Below are 19,097 nucleotides of genomic sequence, written 5' to 3'. Positions count from 1 at the left end.
AAAATGTGTTTTAAGGAATAGAGTATACTTTAACTTTATGAATAAAAAAACACCAAGAAAACTTGGTGTCTACGTATTGAAAATACCAGCAGCCGGGGTCGAACCGGCACGATGTTGCCATCGCTGGATTTTGAGTCCAGTGCGTCTGCCAATTCCGCCATGCTGGCATATGTCTATGATAACACACATAAAATACTTTGTCAATTTCAGTACAAGGTATAAAGTAGGGTTTTAGATAATAATTTTTGATAAATAATAGGGATTTTTGATAGATTTTATTTATGTTTTAGTTTTAGATTGTATAATATGATAGTTAGATTATGTAAAGAAGTGTTTTATGAGTTTATTATTATATAATTTATTTTAACTAATCAAATAAAAAATGTAAGGGTACAACATTGTGCTTGTGTTTACAAGGATAGTCAAGTGTGAAACAATGTAAAATAAGTGTTTTTAGTTGACAAATTAAAATATTTTTTCTAATAGTATATTGTAAAACGATAATATATGTAGTATAATATAGTAGTATATAGAATTATAAAAATATTAATGTTATTTTTATAAAGGAGTGTGAGTGCTGGTGGTAGTTACGTTGTTTACATCGCCTAGTTGTACTTCTTGTAGAAAAGCAAAAGCTTGGCTTATAGAAAATGATATAGACTTTGTGGAAAGAAATATTTTTTCAGAAGCTCTAACAACAGATGAAATTAAAGATATTTTATCTATCACAGAGCACGGAACAGAAGATATAATTTCCTTTAGATCAAAAACGTTCCAAAAATTAAACTTGGATATCGAAAGTATGTCTATTCAGGAGTTATATAAAGTTATTCAAGATAATCCAGGAATGCTTAGACGACCTATCATTGTTGATGATAAGAGATTACAAGTTGGGTATAATGAAGATGAAATAAGAAGATTCCTTCCAAAGGAAATAAGAGTAAATCAATTAAAACAAATAAAAAATATGGTTAAGTAAGTACGCCCTGATACTACTTTTACCGATTAATTTAAAGGTTGATATTAGGTATCAGCCTTTTTTTATGAGAAGTTACTCAACAATAATACTGTAAAGTATTTAACAAAAATAAAAGAAAGAGGTACTTAATGGAAAAAGAAGATATTAAATTTATTACAGGAGAGATTCATTTCTTAGAGTTAGTAGAAAAGAAAAGTTCATCATTAGTTTTTAAAGGACCGAATGATGAAGAAATAAGCTGTAACGAATCTGATGTTGAAAGTTTAGATGATTACGAAATTGGAGAAGAGTATTCAATGTTCGTATATCCTTCACGTAGTGGGAAATTATTCGCTACACCAAATATACCAGAAGTAACTTATGGTGATTATGCATTTAGTAAAGTTGTAAAAGTTGAGGAAGATAGGGTAGGGCTTGATATTGGGTTCTCTCGTGAAATCCCACTTTTAGGAGAAGATTTACCTAAGTTAAGAAGTGTATGGCCAAAAGAAGGGGACGAGCTGTTTATTACACTTCGTCGTGATTTCAGCGGACAATTATTCGCTCGTTTAGCGACAGAAACAATCGTAGCATCTTTATATTCAAAAGCTACTAAGAGTATGAAGAACAAGGATATTGAAGCTTATCCTTATCGTTTAATGCGTGTGGGAACATTCTTGCTGACAAAAGATGGTTACAAAGTTTTTGTTCATGAAAGTGAACGTGAGAAAGAACCACGTCTTGGTGAGAAAGTGACACTACGTGTTATAGGAGTTAAAGATAACGGAGAAATCAATGGTTCATTCTTACCACGTGCTCACGAAAGAATGGATAGCGATGGTCAGGCAATAATGGACTATATCGAAAATAACGGTTATTGCGAATTTACTGATAAATCAGATCCAGAAGAGATTAAAGCAGTATTTGGAATGAGTAAAGGAAGCTTTAAACGTGCGGTAGGAAGATTGTTCAAGAATAAATTAATTATGATTGAAGAAGATGGGTTATACAAACGTAAAGGAAGATAAGACTATGAAAAAAATAAAATTAGATAAAAATGCATTATTAGGTGGAATTGTTTTAGAAAATGATAGATATCAAGTAGTTCATATGAATCTGAAAGCAGGGAACCAAACAGACTCATATAGTAATGATAAAAATATCTTATTATTAAACATCAGCGGAAAAATTACAGTTTCTTTTGAAGAAAAAGTAGAACCTGTAAATGAATTTGAACTATTAGAAATTCCAGCAGGAGTAGAACATGTGATTACATGCCTACAAGATGCACAGATTTTTGTAGTTAAACTATAAATTACATAATGTGGCTTAAATGGGATTTCTTTTTAGGCCACTATTATTTTAGAAAATTGAATTGAGGAATATGATGGAAGTACAATTTTTAGGTACAGGAGCAGGGCTTCCTGCGAAGTTTAGAAATACACAGAGTTTTGTTTTTAATTTTATGCAAGAATTGAAAGAGTGTTGGATGTTTGATTGTGGAGAAGCAACACAGCATCAGATTCTAAGAACAAATATTAAACCGACAAAAATAACTAAAATTTTTATTAGCCATCTTCATGCAGATCATGTCCTTGGATTAATAGGCTTTTTATCATCTAGAAGTTTCCTTTTAGACACAAATGCTTCGGATGTTGCTATATATGGACCAGTCGGGATTAAAAATTTTATAGAAAATAACATGATGTTCACACATTGTTCACTTTCTTATAGGGTAGAATATATTGAAATTTCTAGTGAACAGTGTATAATAGATAATAAAACTGTAGCTGTTTTTAGTTACCCATTAGCTCATAATATTGAATGTTTTGGATATAAAATTTTATTCAAAAAACAAAAAGGGAGCTTGGATGTAAACAAACTGAAAGAATTGGGAATTATGCCAGGGCCGTTTTATAGAGAAATTAAAGAAGCAGATACTTTTGAATTTAATGGAAAAGTGTATAATTCAAGCGAATTTTTATCTGAAGATAAACCTGAAAAAGAGATTTCAATTATACCAGATACTAGGTACTTTAATGGTTTAGGGGAGTTTGTTAAAAACAGTAACATTATTATTTCAGAATGCACTTATTTACTTAAAGAAGATGCACATCATGCGAGAAAAAACTATCATTTAAGTATTTTAGATATTGAGAAAATAATATCACAAAGTAAGGTTGAGAGTTTATATTTAACACATATTAGTGCTAGATATGATAGAAATATTGAAAAAGAGGCTATAGAATCATTACGTGATAAATGTAGTGTGAAGATAGCACATGATTTAGAAGAATATAGTTTGTAAAAATATAGAGGAGATTGTGAAAATGAATTTAGAAGAAAAAACTATTGAAGTTGAAAAAATATTTAAGGGGAAAGTTTTAGATGTAGAAGTACATACAGTAACTTTACCTAATGGAGAAACTTCAAAACGTGAGCTGATAAATCATAGGGGGGCTGTAGCAATATTAGCTTTAACAAAAAATGATGAAGTCGTTCTTGTTGAACAATATAGAAAAGCTATAGAAGCAGTAACTTTAGAAATTCCTGCAGGTAAACTAGAACCAGGTGAAGATAATAAGAAATTATCTGCTATTAGAGAATTACGTGAAGAAACAGGATATGTAGTAGAAGAAGAAAGACTGGAAAAACTATGCGATGTTCACGTAGCATTAGGTTATAGCTCTGAGTTAATCACAATCTACTATGTTGATAATTTAGAATATGCTGGAGAAATTGATCCGGATGACGATGAATTTATTAATTTAAGAAAATATAAAATTGAAGAAGCATTCAAGCTTTTAGATGATAATGTTATAACTGACAGTAAGACGATGCTTGCATTAGCTTACTTAAAAAATAGGAAAGGCGCGAAATAGTATATGAGTATTTATGATGAAATAATTAAAATTATTCAAAAATCTTCATACAAATTAACTCCACAAAGGGAAAAGATTGTAGAGATTTTAGTTGAAAATGAAGATAAACATCTTAGTGCAGAGGAACTGTATTTTATTCTGAAAGAAAAAACACCAGATATTGGTATAGCTACTGTTTATAGAACTCTAGATATTTTTTATGAATTAAAAATATTAGAAAAAATATCTTTCAGCAATGGTGTTTCTAAATATCATTTGAGACAATCTGTAGATGACGAACTTCATCATCATTTAATATGTACTAACTGCAATAGCATCGAAAAAGTATCTAATCCTATATTTAACAAACTTATTGAATATATGAAAAAAGAGTACTCTTTTGAAGTGCAAGATAACTCATTATCATTTTATGGAACTTGCGCTAATTGTAAAAATAAAGGTGAAAATTAATGTTTTTTGATAAATTAGAGAAGATATTATTACTTATCTCTAGTGTAGTTTATATTGCATATATCGGATTTGTTGGTAGTATGATCAACCTATTTCGAGAATATGCAGGAAATGAATATTTAAGAAACAAGATTGTTGATCAGATTCGTGAACAAACACGTCTTACACAAGATAGTGCTAACGTATCAACGAAGGATATGCACTTTATCTTCCAAGTGATGGGGCAACTAGCTTGGGTATATTTCGCACTTTTAATAGTTTTATTTTTATTATTATTATTTGTGATTTTTAAAAAAGGTATAAACCACAACATAGTCGCATTTCTATTCTTAGTGTACAGTATCTTATTGTTGATTTTTAGTTTAGGTATATTATTTATTAGTTGTATAATATATTTCTTCTTGGGATTAAGAATAATATTAATAAGAAATTCAGAAAAATATAAGCGTGAAGCATAATTTCCGAGGAATTCAGTTTCTTCGGAAATTTTTTGTCATTTTCTTTTAATGAACTTAAGTAATTTGAATAATGGAAAGATAGTTGATATAATAAAAGAAACAAGTAGGGCAGTGGTTTGAAGAAGGAATACGCTCTGAAAAGAGAAATGGCGGTGCGAATCCGTCCGACTACTTGTTATGACATCTATTTTATAGGTGTCTTTTTTTATTTAATTAATAACAAAATAATAAACATCATGTTATAATAAAATTATAAACAGTAAAATGGAAAATAAATAGGAGAGAAAATGAACGTTAGAGAAAACTTTGAAACTATAACAAAAGAAATAGCTGAAACTTGCGCAAAAGTTGGTAGAAATGCTGATGAAGTGAAATTAATAGCTGTAACTAAGTATGTTACAGATACTAGAGTTGAAGAAGCGATAGAAGCGGGAATTACAGATTTTGCTGAAAATCGTCCTCAAAATTATGTTGAGAGAAAAAGTAAATATTCTGATAAGACTTGGCATTTAATAGGAAGCTTGCAAACTAGAAAAGTACGTGATGTTATTAACGAGGTAGATTATTTCCATGCTCTAGACAGAGATAGCTTAGCTAAGGAAATCGAAAAACGTGCGGAAAAAGAAGTTAATTGTTTCGTGCAGGTTAATGTTTCTGGTGAAGAAAGTAAACATGGATTAACAGCGGAAGAAACAGTAGAGTTTATAAAATCATTAGAACATTATTCGAAAATTAAAGTTGTAGGTCTAATGACAATGGCGCCTTTTGTTGATGATGAAGATGTGTTGCGTAATTGTTTTAGAAAATTAAGACAAGTTCGTGATGAAGTAAAAGCACTTAAATTCCCATATGCACCGTGTGAATTTTTATCTATGGGTATGAGTAATGATTACAAAATCGCGATTGAAGAAGGTGCGACTCATATAAGAGTTGGTACAGCTTTAGTTGGTAATGAGCTAAAATAATAAGAAATAAAGGAGGGGTAGTATGCAAAAAGTAATAAATGTGAATGATTTAGTCGTTATGATTAAATACAGAAAAAATATGAAAAACATTTATTTAAAAGTCGAAAAAAACGCCGATGTAGTAGTAAGTGCCCCTCCAAGGACCCCTAATTATATTATAAAGAAACTAATTCAAGAAAATATTGATGAAATCAAATTAAGAAGAAACAATATATTAACGAATGGCTATACTGTGAAACAGTATGTAACTGGTGAAAAACATATTATTTTTGGAAAAGAATTTGTTTTAGAAGTAATATTAGGGAATAAAAATGTAGTAAAATTATCCGATGATAAAATCATTTTAGTTATAAAGGATAAAGATCAAGACAGGGGACAAATAGTTACGAGCTATCTGAGAAAAGTTCTTTATAACAAAGCTTTAGAGTTTATTAATAAATACGAAAAAATCATGGGTATCCATGCTGAACAACTAAGAATTAAAAAGATGAAAACCCGCTGGGGAACTTGTAATATTGAAGCGAAAAGAATCTGGATAAACTATGAACTTATAAAATATCCGATTGAGTGTTTAGAACATATAGTTGTTCATGAGCTTACTCATTTACTAGAAACAAATCACACACCTAGATTTTATGCATTGTTAGGAAAATATTATCCAAACTTTAGAGAGAATGATAAATTGATAAAAGAATTCAGTAAAAAAATAGTAGGTAGATAATAAAAAAGCAAGAAGTATTACAATTTTTTTGTAATTTAGTATTAAATTGTCTGTAGTTTGAAAATTTTTTGAAAGTATGGAAATTACTTTTGAAAACAATAATTTAGATGTGTAATTATTGACTTTTTATGCTATTTACTATATAATTAATCAAGAGTTTTTAGTATTTTTATACTAACATTTTTGATGATACTTAAAAGTATTTTTGGAGGAAAAATAAATGTCACAAATTTTAAATAAAGAAGATGGAAAAGTAGTTATCGCTTTTTCAGCAACAAAAGAAGAATTTGCGAAAGGATTAGATCAAGCATTCAAACGTGCAGTTAAACGTGTTAACGCACCTGGATTCAGAAAAGGTAAATTACCAAGAGCCGTATTCAACAAAATGTACGGTGAAGAAGCATTATACCAAGATGCAGTTGATTATGTATTACCAAGAGCTTACACTAAAGCTATCGATGAATTAGAAGTTTCACCATTAGCTATGCCTGATATCGATGTTAAAGAAATCAGTAAAGAAGAAGGTGTTAAATTCGAAGCAGTTGTAACTGTTAAACCAAACGTTGAATTAGGTGAATACAAAAACCTTGGATTAGAAAAAGACTCAGTAGAAGTAACTGATGCTGATGTAGAAGAAAGATTAGATAGCTTATTAAGCCGTCAAGCTGAATGGCAAATCAAAGAAGGAGAATCTAAAAAAGGTGATATCGTAGTTATCGACTTTAAAGGATTCATCGGAGATGAAGCTTTCGAAGGTGGAGAAGCTAAAGGTTACGAATTAGAATTAGGATCAGGTTCATTCATCCCTGGATTCGAAGAACAATTAGAAGGAAAAGTTGCACCAGTTGACACAGAAGTTAACGTAACATTCCCAGAAAACTACCAAGTAGCTGACTTAGCTGGTAAAGAAGCTAAATTCGAAGTTACAGTTCACGACGTAAAAGAAAAAGTTTTACCAGAATTAACTGACGAATTCGTTAAAGAATTCACTAAAGAAGCAGCTTCAACAGTAGCTGAATACAAAGAAAAATTAAAAGAAGAAATTAAATTAGAAAAAGAAAACTTAGCAGAAAAATCTTATTCTGATAAAGTAATTTCTACAGCTGTAGAAAATTCAAAACTTTCTGTACCAGAAAAATTAGTAGAACAAGAAGTTGATTCTATGTTTGAACAATTCACTGGAAACTTATCTCGTCAAGGATTATCATTTGATTTATACCAACAATTCACTGGAAAAGGTGAAGCTGAACTTAAAGCTGAAATGAAATCTGATGCAGAAAACAAAATCAAAACTTCATTCGTATTAGGTGAAATCGCTGAAGTAGAAAAAGTTGAAGTAACAGATGCTGACATCGATGCAGAAGTTAAAGAACTTGCTACTATGTACAACATGACTGAAGAAGGAATCAAACAACGTATTAGTGTTGAAGACTTACGTGGTGAGTTAGTAATCCAAAAAACTGTTGATTTCTTAAAAGCTAACAACTAATTTTAGCAAATCATCCTTAAGCATATAGAGTGTCTAACATTCTATATGCTTTTTTTAAAAGAAGATAGATTTAGGAAAAGGAGTTGAGAATATGTCAAGAGGAAAAAATATTAATATGTTCTTAATGGAGGGCGATGTAACGAGTTCTATTAAATGTACGCTATCTAATTGGACTGGTGTAATTTATAAAATACCAAGAACAAAGCTAAATTCAGAATTGATTAGACAGAGACAACATTTAAAGTATAGTGGAATATATTTCTTAATAGGTAAAAGTGATAAAGAGGATAAGAATCTTGTTTATGTCGGTCAAGCTGGGAATAGGAAAAATGGAGAGGCACTTTTATTAAGGTTATTGGAGCATACTAAAGATGGAAAGATGGATTTCTTTAATGAGGTAATAGTTTTAACGACGGATACTAATATCTTTGGGCCTACAGAATTGAATTATCTTGAAAATAAATTTGCTGAAAAAATTAAATTTTCAGATAGATATATATTGAAAAATCAAAATGAACCGAATATAGGAAATGTTACAGAAGAAAAAGAATCTGAGTTAATTGAAATTCTTTCTAATAGTGAAATGATAATAGGTACATTAGGACACAAATTATTCATTCCAACTTTAAACAAAGATGCACTTGAAGAGGAAGTTGTAGAAGATAAAGATCTATTATTTTTAAGTAGAAAAATAAGGAAAAGTAATCTTCAAATTGAAGCGAAATGTAAAAGAACGAATGAGGGATTTGTAGTTTTAAAAGGAAGTATGATTTCTCTTGAAGATTTAAAAATTATGCCCAAATTAATAAAAAAATTACGTAATCAATTAGTTACGTCTGGAATAATAAAAGATGGAATTCTAAAAGAAAATCAATTGTTTACAAGTGCTTCTTATGCGGCAGCATTTGTATTAGGGACTAATGCTAATGGATTAACGCATTGGAAAACAAAAGATGGACAGACTTTAAAGGAATTAGAAGGAAATTAAAGAGGTATGTCTAAGTATGAACGAATATATTAAAAGCCTAGAGCAAGAATTTTCTCTAATAAAGAGTGGATTTAAGAAAGAAGAAAATAGAGCATTAGCTGATTATAAAAATAATGATAGAGCTTATATTAAGAAGTTAGCTTTCTTATCTTATGAGTCAAAAGCATATCAAGTTAGAATGTATGGTGTATTTCTTTTCGGATATTTATCAGGCGATAGTGATATCCTAACTTTTATGCGAGATGAAGTATCTAAAGATGATAATTGGAGAGTACAAGAAGTTCTTGCGAAAGCATTTGATGAATATTGTAAAAATAAAGGTTATGAAAATTCAATCCCTGTAGTTGATGAGTGGTTAAGTTCTGATAATCCAAATACTAGAAGGGCAGTTACAGAAGGATTACGAATATGGACTAGTAGACCATATTTTAAAGAAAATCCACAAGAAGCAATAAAAAGAATAGCTCCATTAAAAGAAGATGCTAGTGAATATGTAAGAAAATCAGTAGGAAATGCACTAAGAGATATAAGTAGAAAATTTCCAGAACTTATAAGTGAAGAATTAAAAACTTGGAATTTAGAAACAAAAGAAATAAAACAAGTCTACAAATTAGCGAGTAGGTTTGTTGTCGAGTAAATAAAATAAGATAATATAGAAAAAGTTGGTAATTGCCTCAAAATTTGGACAAATTTTTGTTCTTTATCAAATTCGGTTAATTATACAAGGTAGCCTTCAGTTGAAAACCAATTTCAGATTTAATTCCAGTTTTTTATTTGAACTGAAATTTATTTAGGAAATAGCGTAATAATTTTACTATATACTATCCTTCAAATTAATTGACAAGAAGAAAATGGATGTGTTAGAATGTAGATAAGTGAATTGGATGAATATATTCACATATAAACACGAAAAGCAACTGAAGTGGTGTTTCAGTTGCTTTTTTATATGTATTAACATACTCAATTTAGTAGGCTAATATATATTCATACATGAAGTGATACACATACGTCGTGCCTAAATAAGACTACTTCTTCTTGTTGTTTTTATCATTTAGGAAATAAAAATATTCTATAAATAGGAGAATAACTCCTACAAATAGCCCAACAAGGATTTGGATGAATATATCAACCATATAAACACCTCCCTTCCGGGCAAGTAGCCTACTTTAATTATATCATTATAGCTCCTATCAGAAAAGATATTCTTAATATATTTAGAATTAAAATTACATTTTTAAGATTATGTAAATAAAAGATGAAAACTAATTAAAAATTCCTGGATTTTGAAAATTTAGTATTCCTTTTTAAAAACACGTATATAACCTATAGGTGTCTTTTTTTATGTACATGATCTATGCTATAATAAAGTTGATATTAATTGATTTCATATTAGGAGAAGGATATGTTTAAGAAATGTTGTAGTAGTAGAAGTGAAAAAAATTATAAAATACACCACAGCCCTAGACCAATTAAGCTTTCAGAAGAAATGGATACTGTAATAAAAAAATTACTTTGGTATACACCGAATATTGATTCATATCAATCTGATAAAAATGAATTAATTTCTGATAAGATTTACGATGAATTTTCATTTACCTATGTAATGAGTCGAATGGGAATGAATGAAAGTCGTGATGTGAAGTGGATAGGCTCAAAGGATGTTATCAGCGATGATGAATGGAGATTTTTCGAGAGTAATATTTGTTCTAATTGTCAAAAAATAATAGTTGCGAAGTATACTACATTTTCAAAAATAAATGCTTTATTGACAGCGATTAGAAATTGTATAGCACATGGTCATTTTGCGATAGTGGAAGATTATATTATTGGTTTTAATAGAAAGCTATTAACAAAAGATCCTGAAGGATTAAAGAAATCGGTTATTAAGATTAAACCTAAACCATTACTTGCAGCCTTAGAGAAATTAACTTCGCCAATAGGTAAAGAATTATTGCTTGCATATGCTTTTAGAAATGTTGGTTATAAAGTTACGGAACCGAAAAACAGAAGTAGTGATTTTGATTTATGTCTTGAAAAGAATGGTAAGAAATATGTAGTAGAAATAAAATCATATAAAGGTCAGACACATTTACATCCTGAGCATGTTATAAGATTTCTTAAGAGGGCAGAAGAAAAAGTACCTGACTATGAAAAGATATTACTTATCGATACATCGAGGGTAACGAAAGCTGTACGAGCGCTAGAGTCAAATATTGAAGGATTTAGGATTATAGATATTAATCAAGTTAAGCAACTATTAGGAAGAGATCCTGTTGATATATTAGCCTAATAAATCCATAACTAAAAACAAGAGCGATTCAAAAATAATAACTTTGAATCGCTCTTGTTTTTTATTTCATTTGTTCACTTACAGTACTTACTTTTTCTAGAATTTCATCTAGACTGAAGTATCCGCTTTTTTGAATAGATAGTTTTCCTTCAATATAAACTTCTACAGTTGGTGCTGAAAGAATACCTCGTTGAGCAGCAATTTCCATATTTTCTTCTAATGAAATGTAGTATACTGCAATGTCTTTGTGATCTTCTTGCCAAGTAGTAATTCTGTTTTTTATTGAGTGACATGGCATACATGTGGCTGCTCCGTATTGAATAATCGCTATGTCATTGTCATTGATGATTTTATTTAAGTCGTCATTTTTTGTGAAGTCAATCATATTTTATAATCCTTTATTTTTTATATAAGAAGTAGTGTAGTAAGCAGTCTTCTTTTAATATGTGTATATTATAGATGTTTTAAAGGGGAATTACAACTATTATTAATTGTGTATATACATGGTTTAAAAATAGAATATTATAAAAATTTTCTGAAAACTCTTGACATTAATTTTTGTGTGTGATATTATTTTAATAACGTAAATAGATAAGTATTATAAAAAGAGGCCGCGATGACTAATTTAAAAGGTAGCATCGCCGAAGTGATTTATTTCACTGGGGTTATGTCGAATAGGCATAGCACTGTCATTAGAAAATGCCCATTTTCTTCATGGTGAGCTTTTTATAATAAGGGCAAGAGGAATAGGATAGAATTATAAGCTAGACTACAAGAACCTTTTGTTCTTGTAGTCTATTTTTTATAACTTATTTGAAGGAGAAAGTAATGAGATTATTTGATGGTATGACGGTAGAAAATGGTGAACTGAATATTTCAGGTGTTGGGGTGAGTGAGTTAAAGGCTCAATACGGGACACCACTTTATGTTTATGATGAGAATATGTTAGTGAACCAATGTAGAACTTTTATTAATAATTTTAAAAGTTCGAAGTTCAATACAGAAGTTCTTTACGCATCGAAAGCTTTTAGTTGTTTAGAAGTATTAAGAATTGCGAGTAGAGAAGGTTTAGGTGTAGATGTGGTTTCACTTGGTGAGATTCACACAGCATATAAAGCTGGATATAATATGAAGAGAGCTTATTTCCACGGAAATAATAAAACTCGTGAGGAGCTACAATATGCTCTTGAAGTAGGAGTAGGAACTATCGTTGTAGATAATGACTATGAATATGAAATGATTAATGAAATCGTAAGAGAGAGTGGGAATACTGTAGATGTACTTCTAAGAATTAATACAGGTATAGATGCGCATACTCATGAATATATCAAAACTGCAAAAGATGATTCAAAATTTGGTTATTCAGTATATGATGAAACAATTTATGATTTAATCGCAGATATTAATAATCAAAGCAATCTTAACTTCGTAGGATTCCATTCACACATCGGATCACAAATTTTTGAGAAAACTTCATTTTTCGAAGCAGTAAAAGTGGTTATGGAATTTACGAAAAAAGTTCAAGAAAAATTAGGTTTAACTATAAGTGTTCTTAACCTAGGTGGAGGGTTCGGAGTTTATTATACTGAAGAAGATAGACCTTTTGAACTTGCTGAATTTTTAAGAGAGTATATCGAAGTAGTGGAACGTGAAAGTGATAATTTCGGTTTAGATTTAACTAAGGTAGTCATCGAGCCAGGTAGAAGTTTAACATGTAACGCAGGTAGCACATTATATAGTGTAGGTGGAGTTAAGAAAACTTTCGCAGGTCGTGAATATGTGTTCGTTGATGGAGGTATGGCAGATAATCCTCGTTATGCATTGTATAAAGCAAAATATGAGGCGATGTTAGCTAACAAGATGAATGAAGAAGCTGATACAACATACACTGTTGCTGGTAAGTGTTGTGAGTCTGGAGACATGTTAGTAATGGATGCAAAATTACCTAAAGCTGAGCAAGGTGACTTACTGTTAGTATCATCTACAGGAGCGTATAACTACAGTATGAGTAGTAATTACAATAGATTACCAAAATTGCCGGTTGTGTTTGTAAAAGATGGGACTAGTCGCCTAGTAGTAAAAGGTGAGACTTTAGAAGATTTAATTAGACAAGATATTTAATTCAAAGAATAACATAAAAAATATTATTAAAAATATACAAAAATAACATAGATACAAGGAGAATAAGATTATGACAATTTATACAGGAAGCGGAGTAGCAATAGTAACACCATTTTTCGAGGATGGAAGTGTAGATTATGAAACATTTGGAGAGTTAATCGAATTCCAAATTAGTGAGGGAACAGATGCGATTATCGTGGCTGGAACTACTGGTGAGAGTTCAACTATGCCTGACGATGAGCAAGTAGTGGTTATTAAATTTGCTATCGATAGAGTAGCAGGGCGTGTGCCAGTTATCGCAGGAAGTGGAGTTAACGATACAGCTCACTCAATTAGATTAAGTAAAGAAATTGAAAAATTAGGACCTGATGCATTACTAGTAGTAACTCCATACTACATCAAAACTAGCCAACAAGGTTTAATCGAGCACTTTGAAGCGATTGCTAATAGTGTTGATTTACCAATCGTACTATATAATGTACCAGGAAGAACAGGGCAAGTTATGGCGCCTGAGACTATTTTACACTTATCTCAACACAAAAATATCGTGGCGTACAAAGATGCTGTAGGGGATATTGCTCATACTTTAGCAGTTAGAAACTTAGTAGGGGATAGAATTGATATTTACTCAGGAAATGATGACATTAACGTACCTATTATTTTAGCAGGTGGTAAAGGGACAATCTCTGTTTTAGCTAATATTTATCCAAAAGCAACTCACTTAATGTGTAAATATGCTTTAGAAAGACAAGTGGATAAAGCTTTCGCTCTTCAACTTAAATATTTAGACTTCATTCACATGTTATTTGCTGAACCAAACCCAATGCCAGTTAAAAAATGTGTAGAATTAATTGGAAAATCAGCTTGTCACTACCGCCTACCAATGACACACGTTGCACCAACATTAGCGACAAAATTAGAGCAAGAGATTGCAAGACTTAATTCATTACAAGGAGAGTAAAAATGAGAGTTTTATTAAGTGGTTATAATGGAACTATGGGACAAGTTCTAAAAAACTATATTCAAGACAGTACTGATTTAGAAATTGTTGCAGGTGTAGGTCGTGAATTATTAGAAGAGAAATTTCCTACTTATACTTCATATGAACCTTTAGAAAAGGTGGCTGATGTGATTATTGATTTTTCTCATCACGCTGGGACTGCTGAACTAGTGGAGTACGCTAAACGTACAACAACGAAGGTTGTAATAGCGACAACAGGTCATACTGCAGAAGAATTAGAATTAATCGATGAACTAGCGACTCATGTTGGAGTAGTTTACGCTGGGAATTACAGCTTAGGAGTAAATGTCTTGGTAGAATTAGTGAAAAAAGCTAGTGAATTGTTATTAGGATATGATATCGAAGTTATTGAAAAACACCACAATAAAAAAGTGGATGCACCTAGTGGAACTGCAAAAATGTTAGTAGATGCGGTTAAAGATGTAGAAGATTATAATAGAGTTTATGGTCGTCACGGAGATATGAAACGCCAAGAAAAAGAGATTGGAATACACGCGGTTCGTGGTGGAACTATAGTAGGTGAACATGAAGTGATTTTTGCTGGAGAGGATGAAGTAATTGAGATTAAACATACAGCTCTAAGTAAAAAAATGTTCGCCAAAGGATCTGTTACAGCTGCACAGTGGCTTGACAGTGTTGATGAACCTAGATTATATTCTATGAAAGATGTACTAGGTATAGAATAATAAAGTCAGAAGCGACTCAAATGAGTCTATAGAGGTGATAACAGAGTCATCTCTAAGCGGTTTATATCTAGATAAATGAAGAAAGTAATCTAGTATAACACTTAAACAAAGAATATTATAATAAAGTTAGTTTGACATATGTAAAAATTAGATATAAAATAGAAAAAAATCATATAGATAATAGGAGAAAGAAATGAAATCAACAGAAGAGATTATTAAATTTATAGCAACATCTAAAAAGAAAACACCGGTTAAAGTTTATGTTAATTTTAACGCTGATGTAGAATTTCCAGAAACTTTAGAAGTTTATGGTGAAGGAAACTCAAGAGTTATTTTTGCGGATTTTGCTGATTGGGTGGAATTTTACGAAGCTAACAAAGCTGTGGTAGTAAATCACCGTGTGGAAAATGATCGTCGTAATAGTGGTGTGCCTATGATCGATTTAACTCAGTTTAACGCTCGTATCGAACCAGGGTGTTCGATTCGTGAACACGTTAGTATCGGAGATAATGCGGTTATTATGATGGGTGCTGTTATTAATATCGGTGCTAAAATTGGTAAAAACACTATGATCGATATGAATGCTATTTTAGGTGGACGTGCAGAAGTTGGAGAAAACTCTCACGTTGGTGCTGGATCTGTGTTGTCGGGTGTTATTGAACCAGCTAATGCTACACCAGTACGTGTAGGTAACAATGTTCTTATCGGAGCTAATGCTGTTATCTTAGAAGGTGTACAAATTGGAGACAACGCTGTTGTTGCAGCTGGAAGTGTAGTAACGAAAGATGTAGCTAGTGGAGATGTAGTAGCGGGTGTTCCAGCACGAGTAATCAAAACACGTAGTGAAGTTGCAGAAGAAAAAGTAGATATTATCGCAGAATTAAGAAACTTATAATAAAGTAGGAAGAGAAGATGAAAGTAATTACTGAAGAGAATTTAACATCATGGCGTAGACACCTACACCAAAATCCAGAGCTATCTTTGGAAGAGCATAAAACTAAAGAATTTATCGCTAGTGTCTTAAAAGAATATGGTATAGAATATCAAGAAACTCTTGAGACAGGGTTGGTGGTAATCTGTAAAGCAAGCGTAGAAACTAAAGATACGATTTTATTCAGAGCAGATATTGATGCGTTACCTATCTCGGAGGAAAATGATGTTGATTTTAAATCAAATAATGAGGGTGTGATGCATGCTTGTGGACATGATGGACATACTACTATGCTTTTAGGTAGTGTTATAGAAGCGGTAGATTATTACAAAAATAATGATACGAAGGTGAATAGTATTTTCGTATTTCAACCAGCTGAAGAAACTTTCGGTGGTGGTAATTTATTAATTAATGATTTTGATTTTTCACCGTATAACATTTTAGCAAGTTATGCCCTGCATATGAATCCAGATTATCCAGAAGGTCATATAATTTCTAAACCAAAAGAAATTATGGCTAGTGCTAATGAATATAGAATCTATATTAAAGGACGTGCAGCTCACGTTGGTTTGAAAAATACTGGAATCGATGCTCTTAATGTGGCTACAATGTTCTTCCAAGAGATGTTAAAACTTAATGCATTATATACAAAAGCGCGTAATACTAATATTATCCATATCGGTAAAATGTACGGCGGAGATGCTATGAATGTTGTTGCGGAGAATGCCTACCTAGAAGGAACTATTAGAACATACAGCATGGAAGATCTGGCTACGATAAAAGCTGCAATTGAAAATACGCGTGTAGGACTTGAACATCTTACTGGAGCAAGTATTCGTGTTGACTTTGCTGAAGGTTATCCAGCGGTAATTAATGATGAAGTTCCTTATAAAGTAATTAAAGAAGTTATAGAAAAAGAAAACATTGATTATATTGAGTTAGAAGAAGCTTATCTATACGGAGAAGATTTCTCATTCTTTAGTAGATTGTCTCCTATAAATTATAGTTTTTTAGGTTTAAGAAATGAAGAGAAAAACTATGTTTCAGGATTACACACACCAACTTTCAACTTTGATGAAAAAATATTAAAAGTAGGGATTAAATATTACCTAGGAATATTGAATCATTACAACAAATAACTTTGTTGATTTTGAATAAAATAAAAAGGGCTGATTTAAAGGTCCTAAAAAGTTTGTATGAGAATTCATAAACGCAGTGGTTTATAGATATCTGATGAAATTTTGGGGGTGACTTTACAAAATTGATTTCTTTGAAATCATAATTTTTGAGTCACTCCCTTTTATCTAAGAAAGGATTTTTATGGCAACAATTGAGTTAAATTACAATAATATACGACAAAATGCAATAAATTTAAAAGAACGAGCACAGGACATAATAGCTGTAGTTAAAAACAATGCGTATAATTTAGATTTAAGAGAATGTGTAAAATTGTACTCGGAAGTAGGGATAAATTACTTTGCAACGACAAAAGAAGAAGAGTGTAAAGTAATAAGGGAAACATTAGGAGAAGATGTTAATATTTTTCTTCTAAATCCAACTTATGACTTTGATTTAGTTAGAGAATACAATGTTGAGATAAATATTGCGAGTCTTGAATATTTAAAAGAAAATCTTGATAATGTGAGAGATTTAACGTTACAGCTAGAATTTGCAGGTAGTATGAGACGTGCAGGAGCAAGAAATCTGGAAGAAGTGCTAGAAATTATAAATTTCTGCAAAGAAAACAAACTAAAATTAAAAGGATTTTGGTCTCATTTTTCATTTGCTGATGAGTTTGATGGATTCTATGAAAAAGAAAAAGAATTAGTGCTAAAAGTTCTTGATGAAGCACAGAAACATCATGATTTTGAAGTAGTTCACTTGCAAAATAGTGCTTCGTTTTTACGTGATGGTGCGTTTGAGAAAACAACACACCAGAGATTGGGGGTAATTCTTTATGGAGCTATGCCTTACAATGTGAAGGAAAATCCAGTTACTCTTAAGAATTTAGTTATTAAAAACCCAATTACTGTTTATGGTGAAATTATTAATATAGTAACCTTGGGTAAAGGTGAGTGCATAGGGTATTCTAATTCATATATAGCTGATGCTGATAAAAAAGTAGGGGTTGTTAATATTGGCTACGGCGATGGAATACTACGAGACAGATTAAAAGGAAAAACATGTTTAATCAAGGGTAAAGAGAGAAATATTTACTCAACGATGATGAGTCACTTAGTAGTAGAAATAGGTGAAGGAGAAAGTATCGGAGATAGGGTTTATATTTATGATGATAAGCAACAACTTCATGATTATACTAAGTATTTTGGACCGAATTCTGTGCAACTTGCAGCATTGAATTATGATAGTTTAAAAGTGAAAAAGATTTATTAATAAAAAATGAACGGCGCATACGATGTATGCGTCGTTCACTATAAAAAAGGAAAAATTTTAAATGAATTTAAATTAAGAATATTAACTTAAATCTTTTTTAGAGATACTTATTTATCTTGTTCTTCTTGGAATTTTTTAGCGATAGTTGCTTCGAAATCCGCTGGAATAGAACGTTGTTTGATGATGATTACGTCAGATTTTGCATATCTAACGATACCTTCAGACACTGATCCCATAAGCATACGTTTGAATCCAGTTAAACCAGAAGATCCACAAACTACAAGATCGATACCTTTTTCGTCAACAATATCTTCACTAAGAACAATTTTAGGAATACCTTGTTCAACGATACCGAATACTTTAGTTAACCCATCTTTTTTAGCAGATTCTACATAGCTATCAACTAATTCTTTAGTACGTTTGTAGAAAGAGTTGAAAATGTAAGGATCTGATAAACCAGAAGTTGCGATTGTCGCATCAATAACAGACGCGATGTATAACTCTGCATCCTCATTTCTTTGAGCAATGGCAACGGCATTTTTGAAAGCCCATTCAGCTTGTTTTGAACCGTCTACTGCGACTAAAATTTTAGAATATTTATTTTCCATGATCATAACCTCCGACTTCTATGTCTTTACTTATATTATATCATATTTACAAAAAAAGTAAACGTTATTTTCAAAAAACAGTATAAAAATTATTTGTAAAAACTAAGAAAAAACCTATGAGACAGCGTATATACA

At 31.0% G+C, this 19,097-nt stretch carries 21 protein-coding genes, 1 tRNA gene and 1 riboswitch; of the genes, 19 read left to right on the top strand and 3 right to left on the bottom strand.

What is annotated here, in order from left to right; genetic code table 11:
- Nucleotides 1-83: 83 nt before the first annotated feature.
- Nucleotides 84-167 (bottom strand) — tRNA-Leu (locus JX287_RS08710).
- A gap of 413 nt (nucleotides 168-580) precedes the next feature.
- Here JX287_RS08710 and spxA point away from each other — a divergent pair.
- The 13 genes from spxA to JX287_RS08645 all read left to right on the top strand — a co-directional run bounded on the left by spxA (nucleotide 581) and on the right by JX287_RS08645 (nucleotide 11,201).
- Nucleotides 581-979: a transcriptional regulator SpxA gene (spxA, locus tag JX287_RS08705; protein ID WP_172497960.1), complete on the top strand. Its 399-nt coding sequence runs from the start codon at nucleotides 581-583 to the stop codon at nucleotides 977-979.
- A 128-nt stretch (nucleotides 980-1,107) separates the two neighbouring features.
- Complete coding sequence (locus tag JX287_RS08700) at nucleotides 1,108-1,986, top strand: CvfB family protein (RefSeq protein WP_204644481.1); 879 nt, start codon at nucleotides 1,108-1,110, stop codon at nucleotides 1,984-1,986.
- A 4-nt stretch (nucleotides 1,987-1,990) separates the two neighbouring features.
- Complete coding sequence (locus JX287_RS08695; protein ID WP_204644480.1) at nucleotides 1,991-2,272, top strand: hypothetical protein; 282 nt, start codon at nucleotides 1,991-1,993, stop codon at nucleotides 2,270-2,272.
- Between the two features lie 73 nt (nucleotides 2,273-2,345).
- Nucleotides 2,346-3,266, top strand: coding sequence for a ribonuclease Z (gene rnz, locus JX287_RS08690; protein WP_204644479.1), 921 nt, complete (start codon nucleotides 2,346-2,348; stop codon nucleotides 3,264-3,266).
- A gap of 22 nt (nucleotides 3,267-3,288) precedes the next feature.
- Entirely contained in the window at nucleotides 3,289-3,840 is a 552-nt protein-coding gene (locus tag JX287_RS08685; protein ID WP_048802844.1) for an NUDIX hydrolase, read from the top strand.
- Between the two features lie 3 nt (nucleotides 3,841-3,843).
- A complete protein-coding gene (locus JX287_RS08680; RefSeq protein WP_204644478.1) occupies nucleotides 3,844-4,290 on the top strand; it encodes a Fur family transcriptional regulator in 447 nt (148 codons plus the stop codon).
- Nucleotides 4,290-4,748 (top strand): DUF4064 domain-containing protein, encoded by a 459-nt coding sequence (locus JX287_RS08675; RefSeq protein WP_204644477.1) that lies wholly within the window; start codon nucleotides 4,290-4,292, stop codon nucleotides 4,746-4,748. The genes JX287_RS08680 and JX287_RS08675 overlap by 1 nt, the downstream gene beginning before the upstream one ends.
- A gap of 287 nt (nucleotides 4,749-5,035) precedes the next feature.
- On the top strand, nucleotides 5,036-5,713 hold the full coding sequence (locus JX287_RS08670) for a YggS family pyridoxal phosphate-dependent enzyme (RefSeq protein ID WP_204644476.1): 678 nt from the start codon (nucleotides 5,036-5,038) through the stop codon (nucleotides 5,711-5,713).
- Nucleotides 5,714-5,735: 22 nt separating this feature from the next.
- Complete coding sequence (locus JX287_RS08665; protein ID WP_204644475.1) at nucleotides 5,736-6,434, top strand: M48 family metallopeptidase; 699 nt, start codon at nucleotides 5,736-5,738, stop codon at nucleotides 6,432-6,434.
- 220 nt (nucleotides 6,435-6,654) lie between these two features.
- The gene (gene tig / locus JX287_RS08660; protein WP_204644474.1) at nucleotides 6,655-7,923 is read left to right on the top strand and encodes a trigger factor; all 1,269 of its coding nucleotides are present in this window, start codon (nucleotides 6,655-6,657) and stop codon (nucleotides 7,921-7,923) included.
- A gap of 91 nt (nucleotides 7,924-8,014) precedes the next feature.
- Entirely contained in the window at nucleotides 8,015-8,911 is an 897-nt protein-coding gene (locus JX287_RS08655; protein ID WP_204644473.1) for a GIY-YIG nuclease family protein, read from the top strand.
- Between the two features lie 16 nt (nucleotides 8,912-8,927).
- A complete protein-coding gene (locus tag JX287_RS08650) occupies nucleotides 8,928-9,548 on the top strand; it encodes a DNA alkylation repair protein (RefSeq protein ID WP_204644472.1) in 621 nt (206 codons plus the stop codon).
- A 765-nt stretch (nucleotides 9,549-10,313) separates the two neighbouring features.
- Nucleotides 10,314-11,201, top strand: a complete 888-nt coding sequence (locus JX287_RS08645; RefSeq protein WP_204644471.1) for a restriction endonuclease — start codon at nucleotides 10,314-10,316, stop codon at nucleotides 11,199-11,201.
- A gap of 61 nt (nucleotides 11,202-11,262) precedes the next feature.
- Here JX287_RS08645 and JX287_RS08640 read toward each other — a convergent pair whose 3' ends face one another.
- The gene (locus tag JX287_RS08640; RefSeq protein ID WP_204644470.1) at nucleotides 11,263-11,586 is read right to left on the bottom strand and encodes a thioredoxin family protein; all 324 of its coding nucleotides are present in this window, start codon (nucleotides 11,584-11,586) and stop codon (nucleotides 11,263-11,265) included.
- 212 nt (nucleotides 11,587-11,798) lie between these two features.
- A riboswitch (Lysine riboswitch) is annotated at nucleotides 11,799-11,934 on the top strand.
- Between the two features lie 95 nt (nucleotides 11,935-12,029).
- Between JX287_RS08640 and lysA the strand changes: the two genes are divergently transcribed.
- The 6 genes from lysA (at nucleotide 12,030) to JX287_RS08610 (ending at nucleotide 18,354) form a co-directional block, all read left to right on the top strand.
- Nucleotides 12,030-13,322 carry a diaminopimelate decarboxylase gene (lysA, locus tag JX287_RS08635; RefSeq protein WP_204644469.1) on the top strand — a complete coding sequence of 431 codons (1,293 nt, stop codon included), beginning with the start codon at nucleotides 12,030-12,032 and terminating at the stop codon, nucleotides 13,320-13,322.
- A gap of 70 nt (nucleotides 13,323-13,392) precedes the next feature.
- Nucleotides 13,393-14,283 carry a 4-hydroxy-tetrahydrodipicolinate synthase gene (dapA, locus tag JX287_RS08630; RefSeq protein ID WP_204644468.1) on the top strand — a complete coding sequence of 297 codons (891 nt, stop codon included), beginning with the start codon at nucleotides 13,393-13,395 and terminating at the stop codon, nucleotides 14,281-14,283.
- A gap of 2 nt (nucleotides 14,284-14,285) precedes the next feature.
- Complete coding sequence (dapB, locus tag JX287_RS08625) at nucleotides 14,286-15,029, top strand: 4-hydroxy-tetrahydrodipicolinate reductase (protein ID WP_204644467.1); 744 nt, start codon at nucleotides 14,286-14,288, stop codon at nucleotides 15,027-15,029.
- 193 nt (nucleotides 15,030-15,222) lie between these two features.
- A complete protein-coding gene (gene dapD, locus JX287_RS08620; RefSeq protein ID WP_204644466.1) occupies nucleotides 15,223-15,924 on the top strand; it encodes a 2,3,4,5-tetrahydropyridine-2,6-dicarboxylate N-acetyltransferase in 702 nt (233 codons plus the stop codon).
- A gap of 17 nt (nucleotides 15,925-15,941) precedes the next feature.
- A complete protein-coding gene (locus tag JX287_RS08615) occupies nucleotides 15,942-17,099 on the top strand; it encodes a M20 metallopeptidase family protein (RefSeq protein WP_204644465.1) in 1,158 nt (385 codons plus the stop codon).
- A 181-nt stretch (nucleotides 17,100-17,280) separates the two neighbouring features.
- The gene (locus JX287_RS08610) at nucleotides 17,281-18,354 is read left to right on the top strand and encodes an alanine racemase (protein ID WP_204644464.1); all 1,074 of its coding nucleotides are present in this window, start codon (nucleotides 17,281-17,283) and stop codon (nucleotides 18,352-18,354) included.
- Between the two features lie 107 nt (nucleotides 18,355-18,461).
- On the opposite strand, the gene JX287_RS08605 is transcribed toward JX287_RS08610, so the two are convergent.
- Nucleotides 18,462-18,962, bottom strand: coding sequence for a universal stress protein (locus JX287_RS08605; protein WP_204644463.1), 501 nt, complete (start codon nucleotides 18,960-18,962; stop codon nucleotides 18,462-18,464).
- Nucleotides 18,963-19,097: the final 135 nt, after the last annotated feature.

It is taken from the genome of Gemella haemolysans, assembly GCF_901873445.1.
Lineage (GTDB): Bacteria > Bacillota > Bacilli > Staphylococcales > Gemellaceae > Gemella > Gemella haemolysans_C.
The sequence above is the reverse complement of the archived record's forward strand: the minus strand, read 5'-3'. Positions and strand labels throughout refer to the sequence as shown.

Coding starts and splice junctions, on each gene's coding strand:
- JX287_RS08700 (WP_204644481.1), top strand. CDS start 1,108: ATGGAAAAAGAAGATATTAAATTTATTACAGGAGAGATTCATTTCTTA.
- JX287_RS08695 (WP_204644480.1), top strand. CDS start 1,991: ATGAAAAAAATAAAATTAGATAAAAATGCATTATTAGGTGGAATTGTT.
- rnz (WP_204644479.1), top strand. CDS start 2,346: ATGGAAGTACAATTTTTAGGTACAGGAGCAGGGCTTCCTGCGAAGTTT.
- JX287_RS08685 (WP_048802844.1), top strand. CDS start 3,289: ATGAATTTAGAAGAAAAAACTATTGAAGTTGAAAAAATATTTAAGGGG.
- JX287_RS08680 (WP_204644478.1), top strand. CDS start 3,844: ATGAGTATTTATGATGAAATAATTAAAATTATTCAAAAATCTTCATAC.
- JX287_RS08675 (WP_204644477.1), top strand. CDS start 4,290: ATGTTTTTTGATAAATTAGAGAAGATATTATTACTTATCTCTAGTGTA.
- JX287_RS08670 (WP_204644476.1), top strand. CDS start 5,036: ATGAACGTTAGAGAAAACTTTGAAACTATAACAAAAGAAATAGCTGAA.
- JX287_RS08665 (WP_204644475.1), top strand. CDS start 5,736: ATGCAAAAAGTAATAAATGTGAATGATTTAGTCGTTATGATTAAATAC.
- tig (WP_204644474.1), top strand. CDS start 6,655: ATGTCACAAATTTTAAATAAAGAAGATGGAAAAGTAGTTATCGCTTTT.
- JX287_RS08655 (WP_204644473.1), top strand. CDS start 8,015: ATGTCAAGAGGAAAAAATATTAATATGTTCTTAATGGAGGGCGATGTA.
- JX287_RS08650 (WP_204644472.1), top strand. CDS start 8,928: ATGAACGAATATATTAAAAGCCTAGAGCAAGAATTTTCTCTAATAAAG.
- JX287_RS08645 (WP_204644471.1), top strand. CDS start 10,314: ATGTTTAAGAAATGTTGTAGTAGTAGAAGTGAAAAAAATTATAAAATA.
- JX287_RS08640 (WP_204644470.1), bottom strand. CDS start 11,586: ATGATTGACTTCACAAAAAATGACGACTTAAATAAAATCATCAATGAC.
- lysA (WP_204644469.1), top strand. CDS start 12,030: ATGAGATTATTTGATGGTATGACGGTAGAAAATGGTGAACTGAATATT.
- dapA (WP_204644468.1), top strand. CDS start 13,393: ATGACAATTTATACAGGAAGCGGAGTAGCAATAGTAACACCATTTTTC.
- dapB (WP_204644467.1), top strand. CDS start 14,286: ATGAGAGTTTTATTAAGTGGTTATAATGGAACTATGGGACAAGTTCTA.
- dapD (WP_204644466.1), top strand. CDS start 15,223: ATGAAATCAACAGAAGAGATTATTAAATTTATAGCAACATCTAAAAAG.
- JX287_RS08615 (WP_204644465.1), top strand. CDS start 15,942: ATGAAAGTAATTACTGAAGAGAATTTAACATCATGGCGTAGACACCTA.
- JX287_RS08610 (WP_204644464.1), top strand. CDS start 17,281: ATGGCAACAATTGAGTTAAATTACAATAATATACGACAAAATGCAATA.
- JX287_RS08605 (WP_204644463.1), bottom strand. CDS start 18,962: ATGGAAAATAAATATTCTAAAATTTTAGTCGCAGTAGACGGTTCAAAA.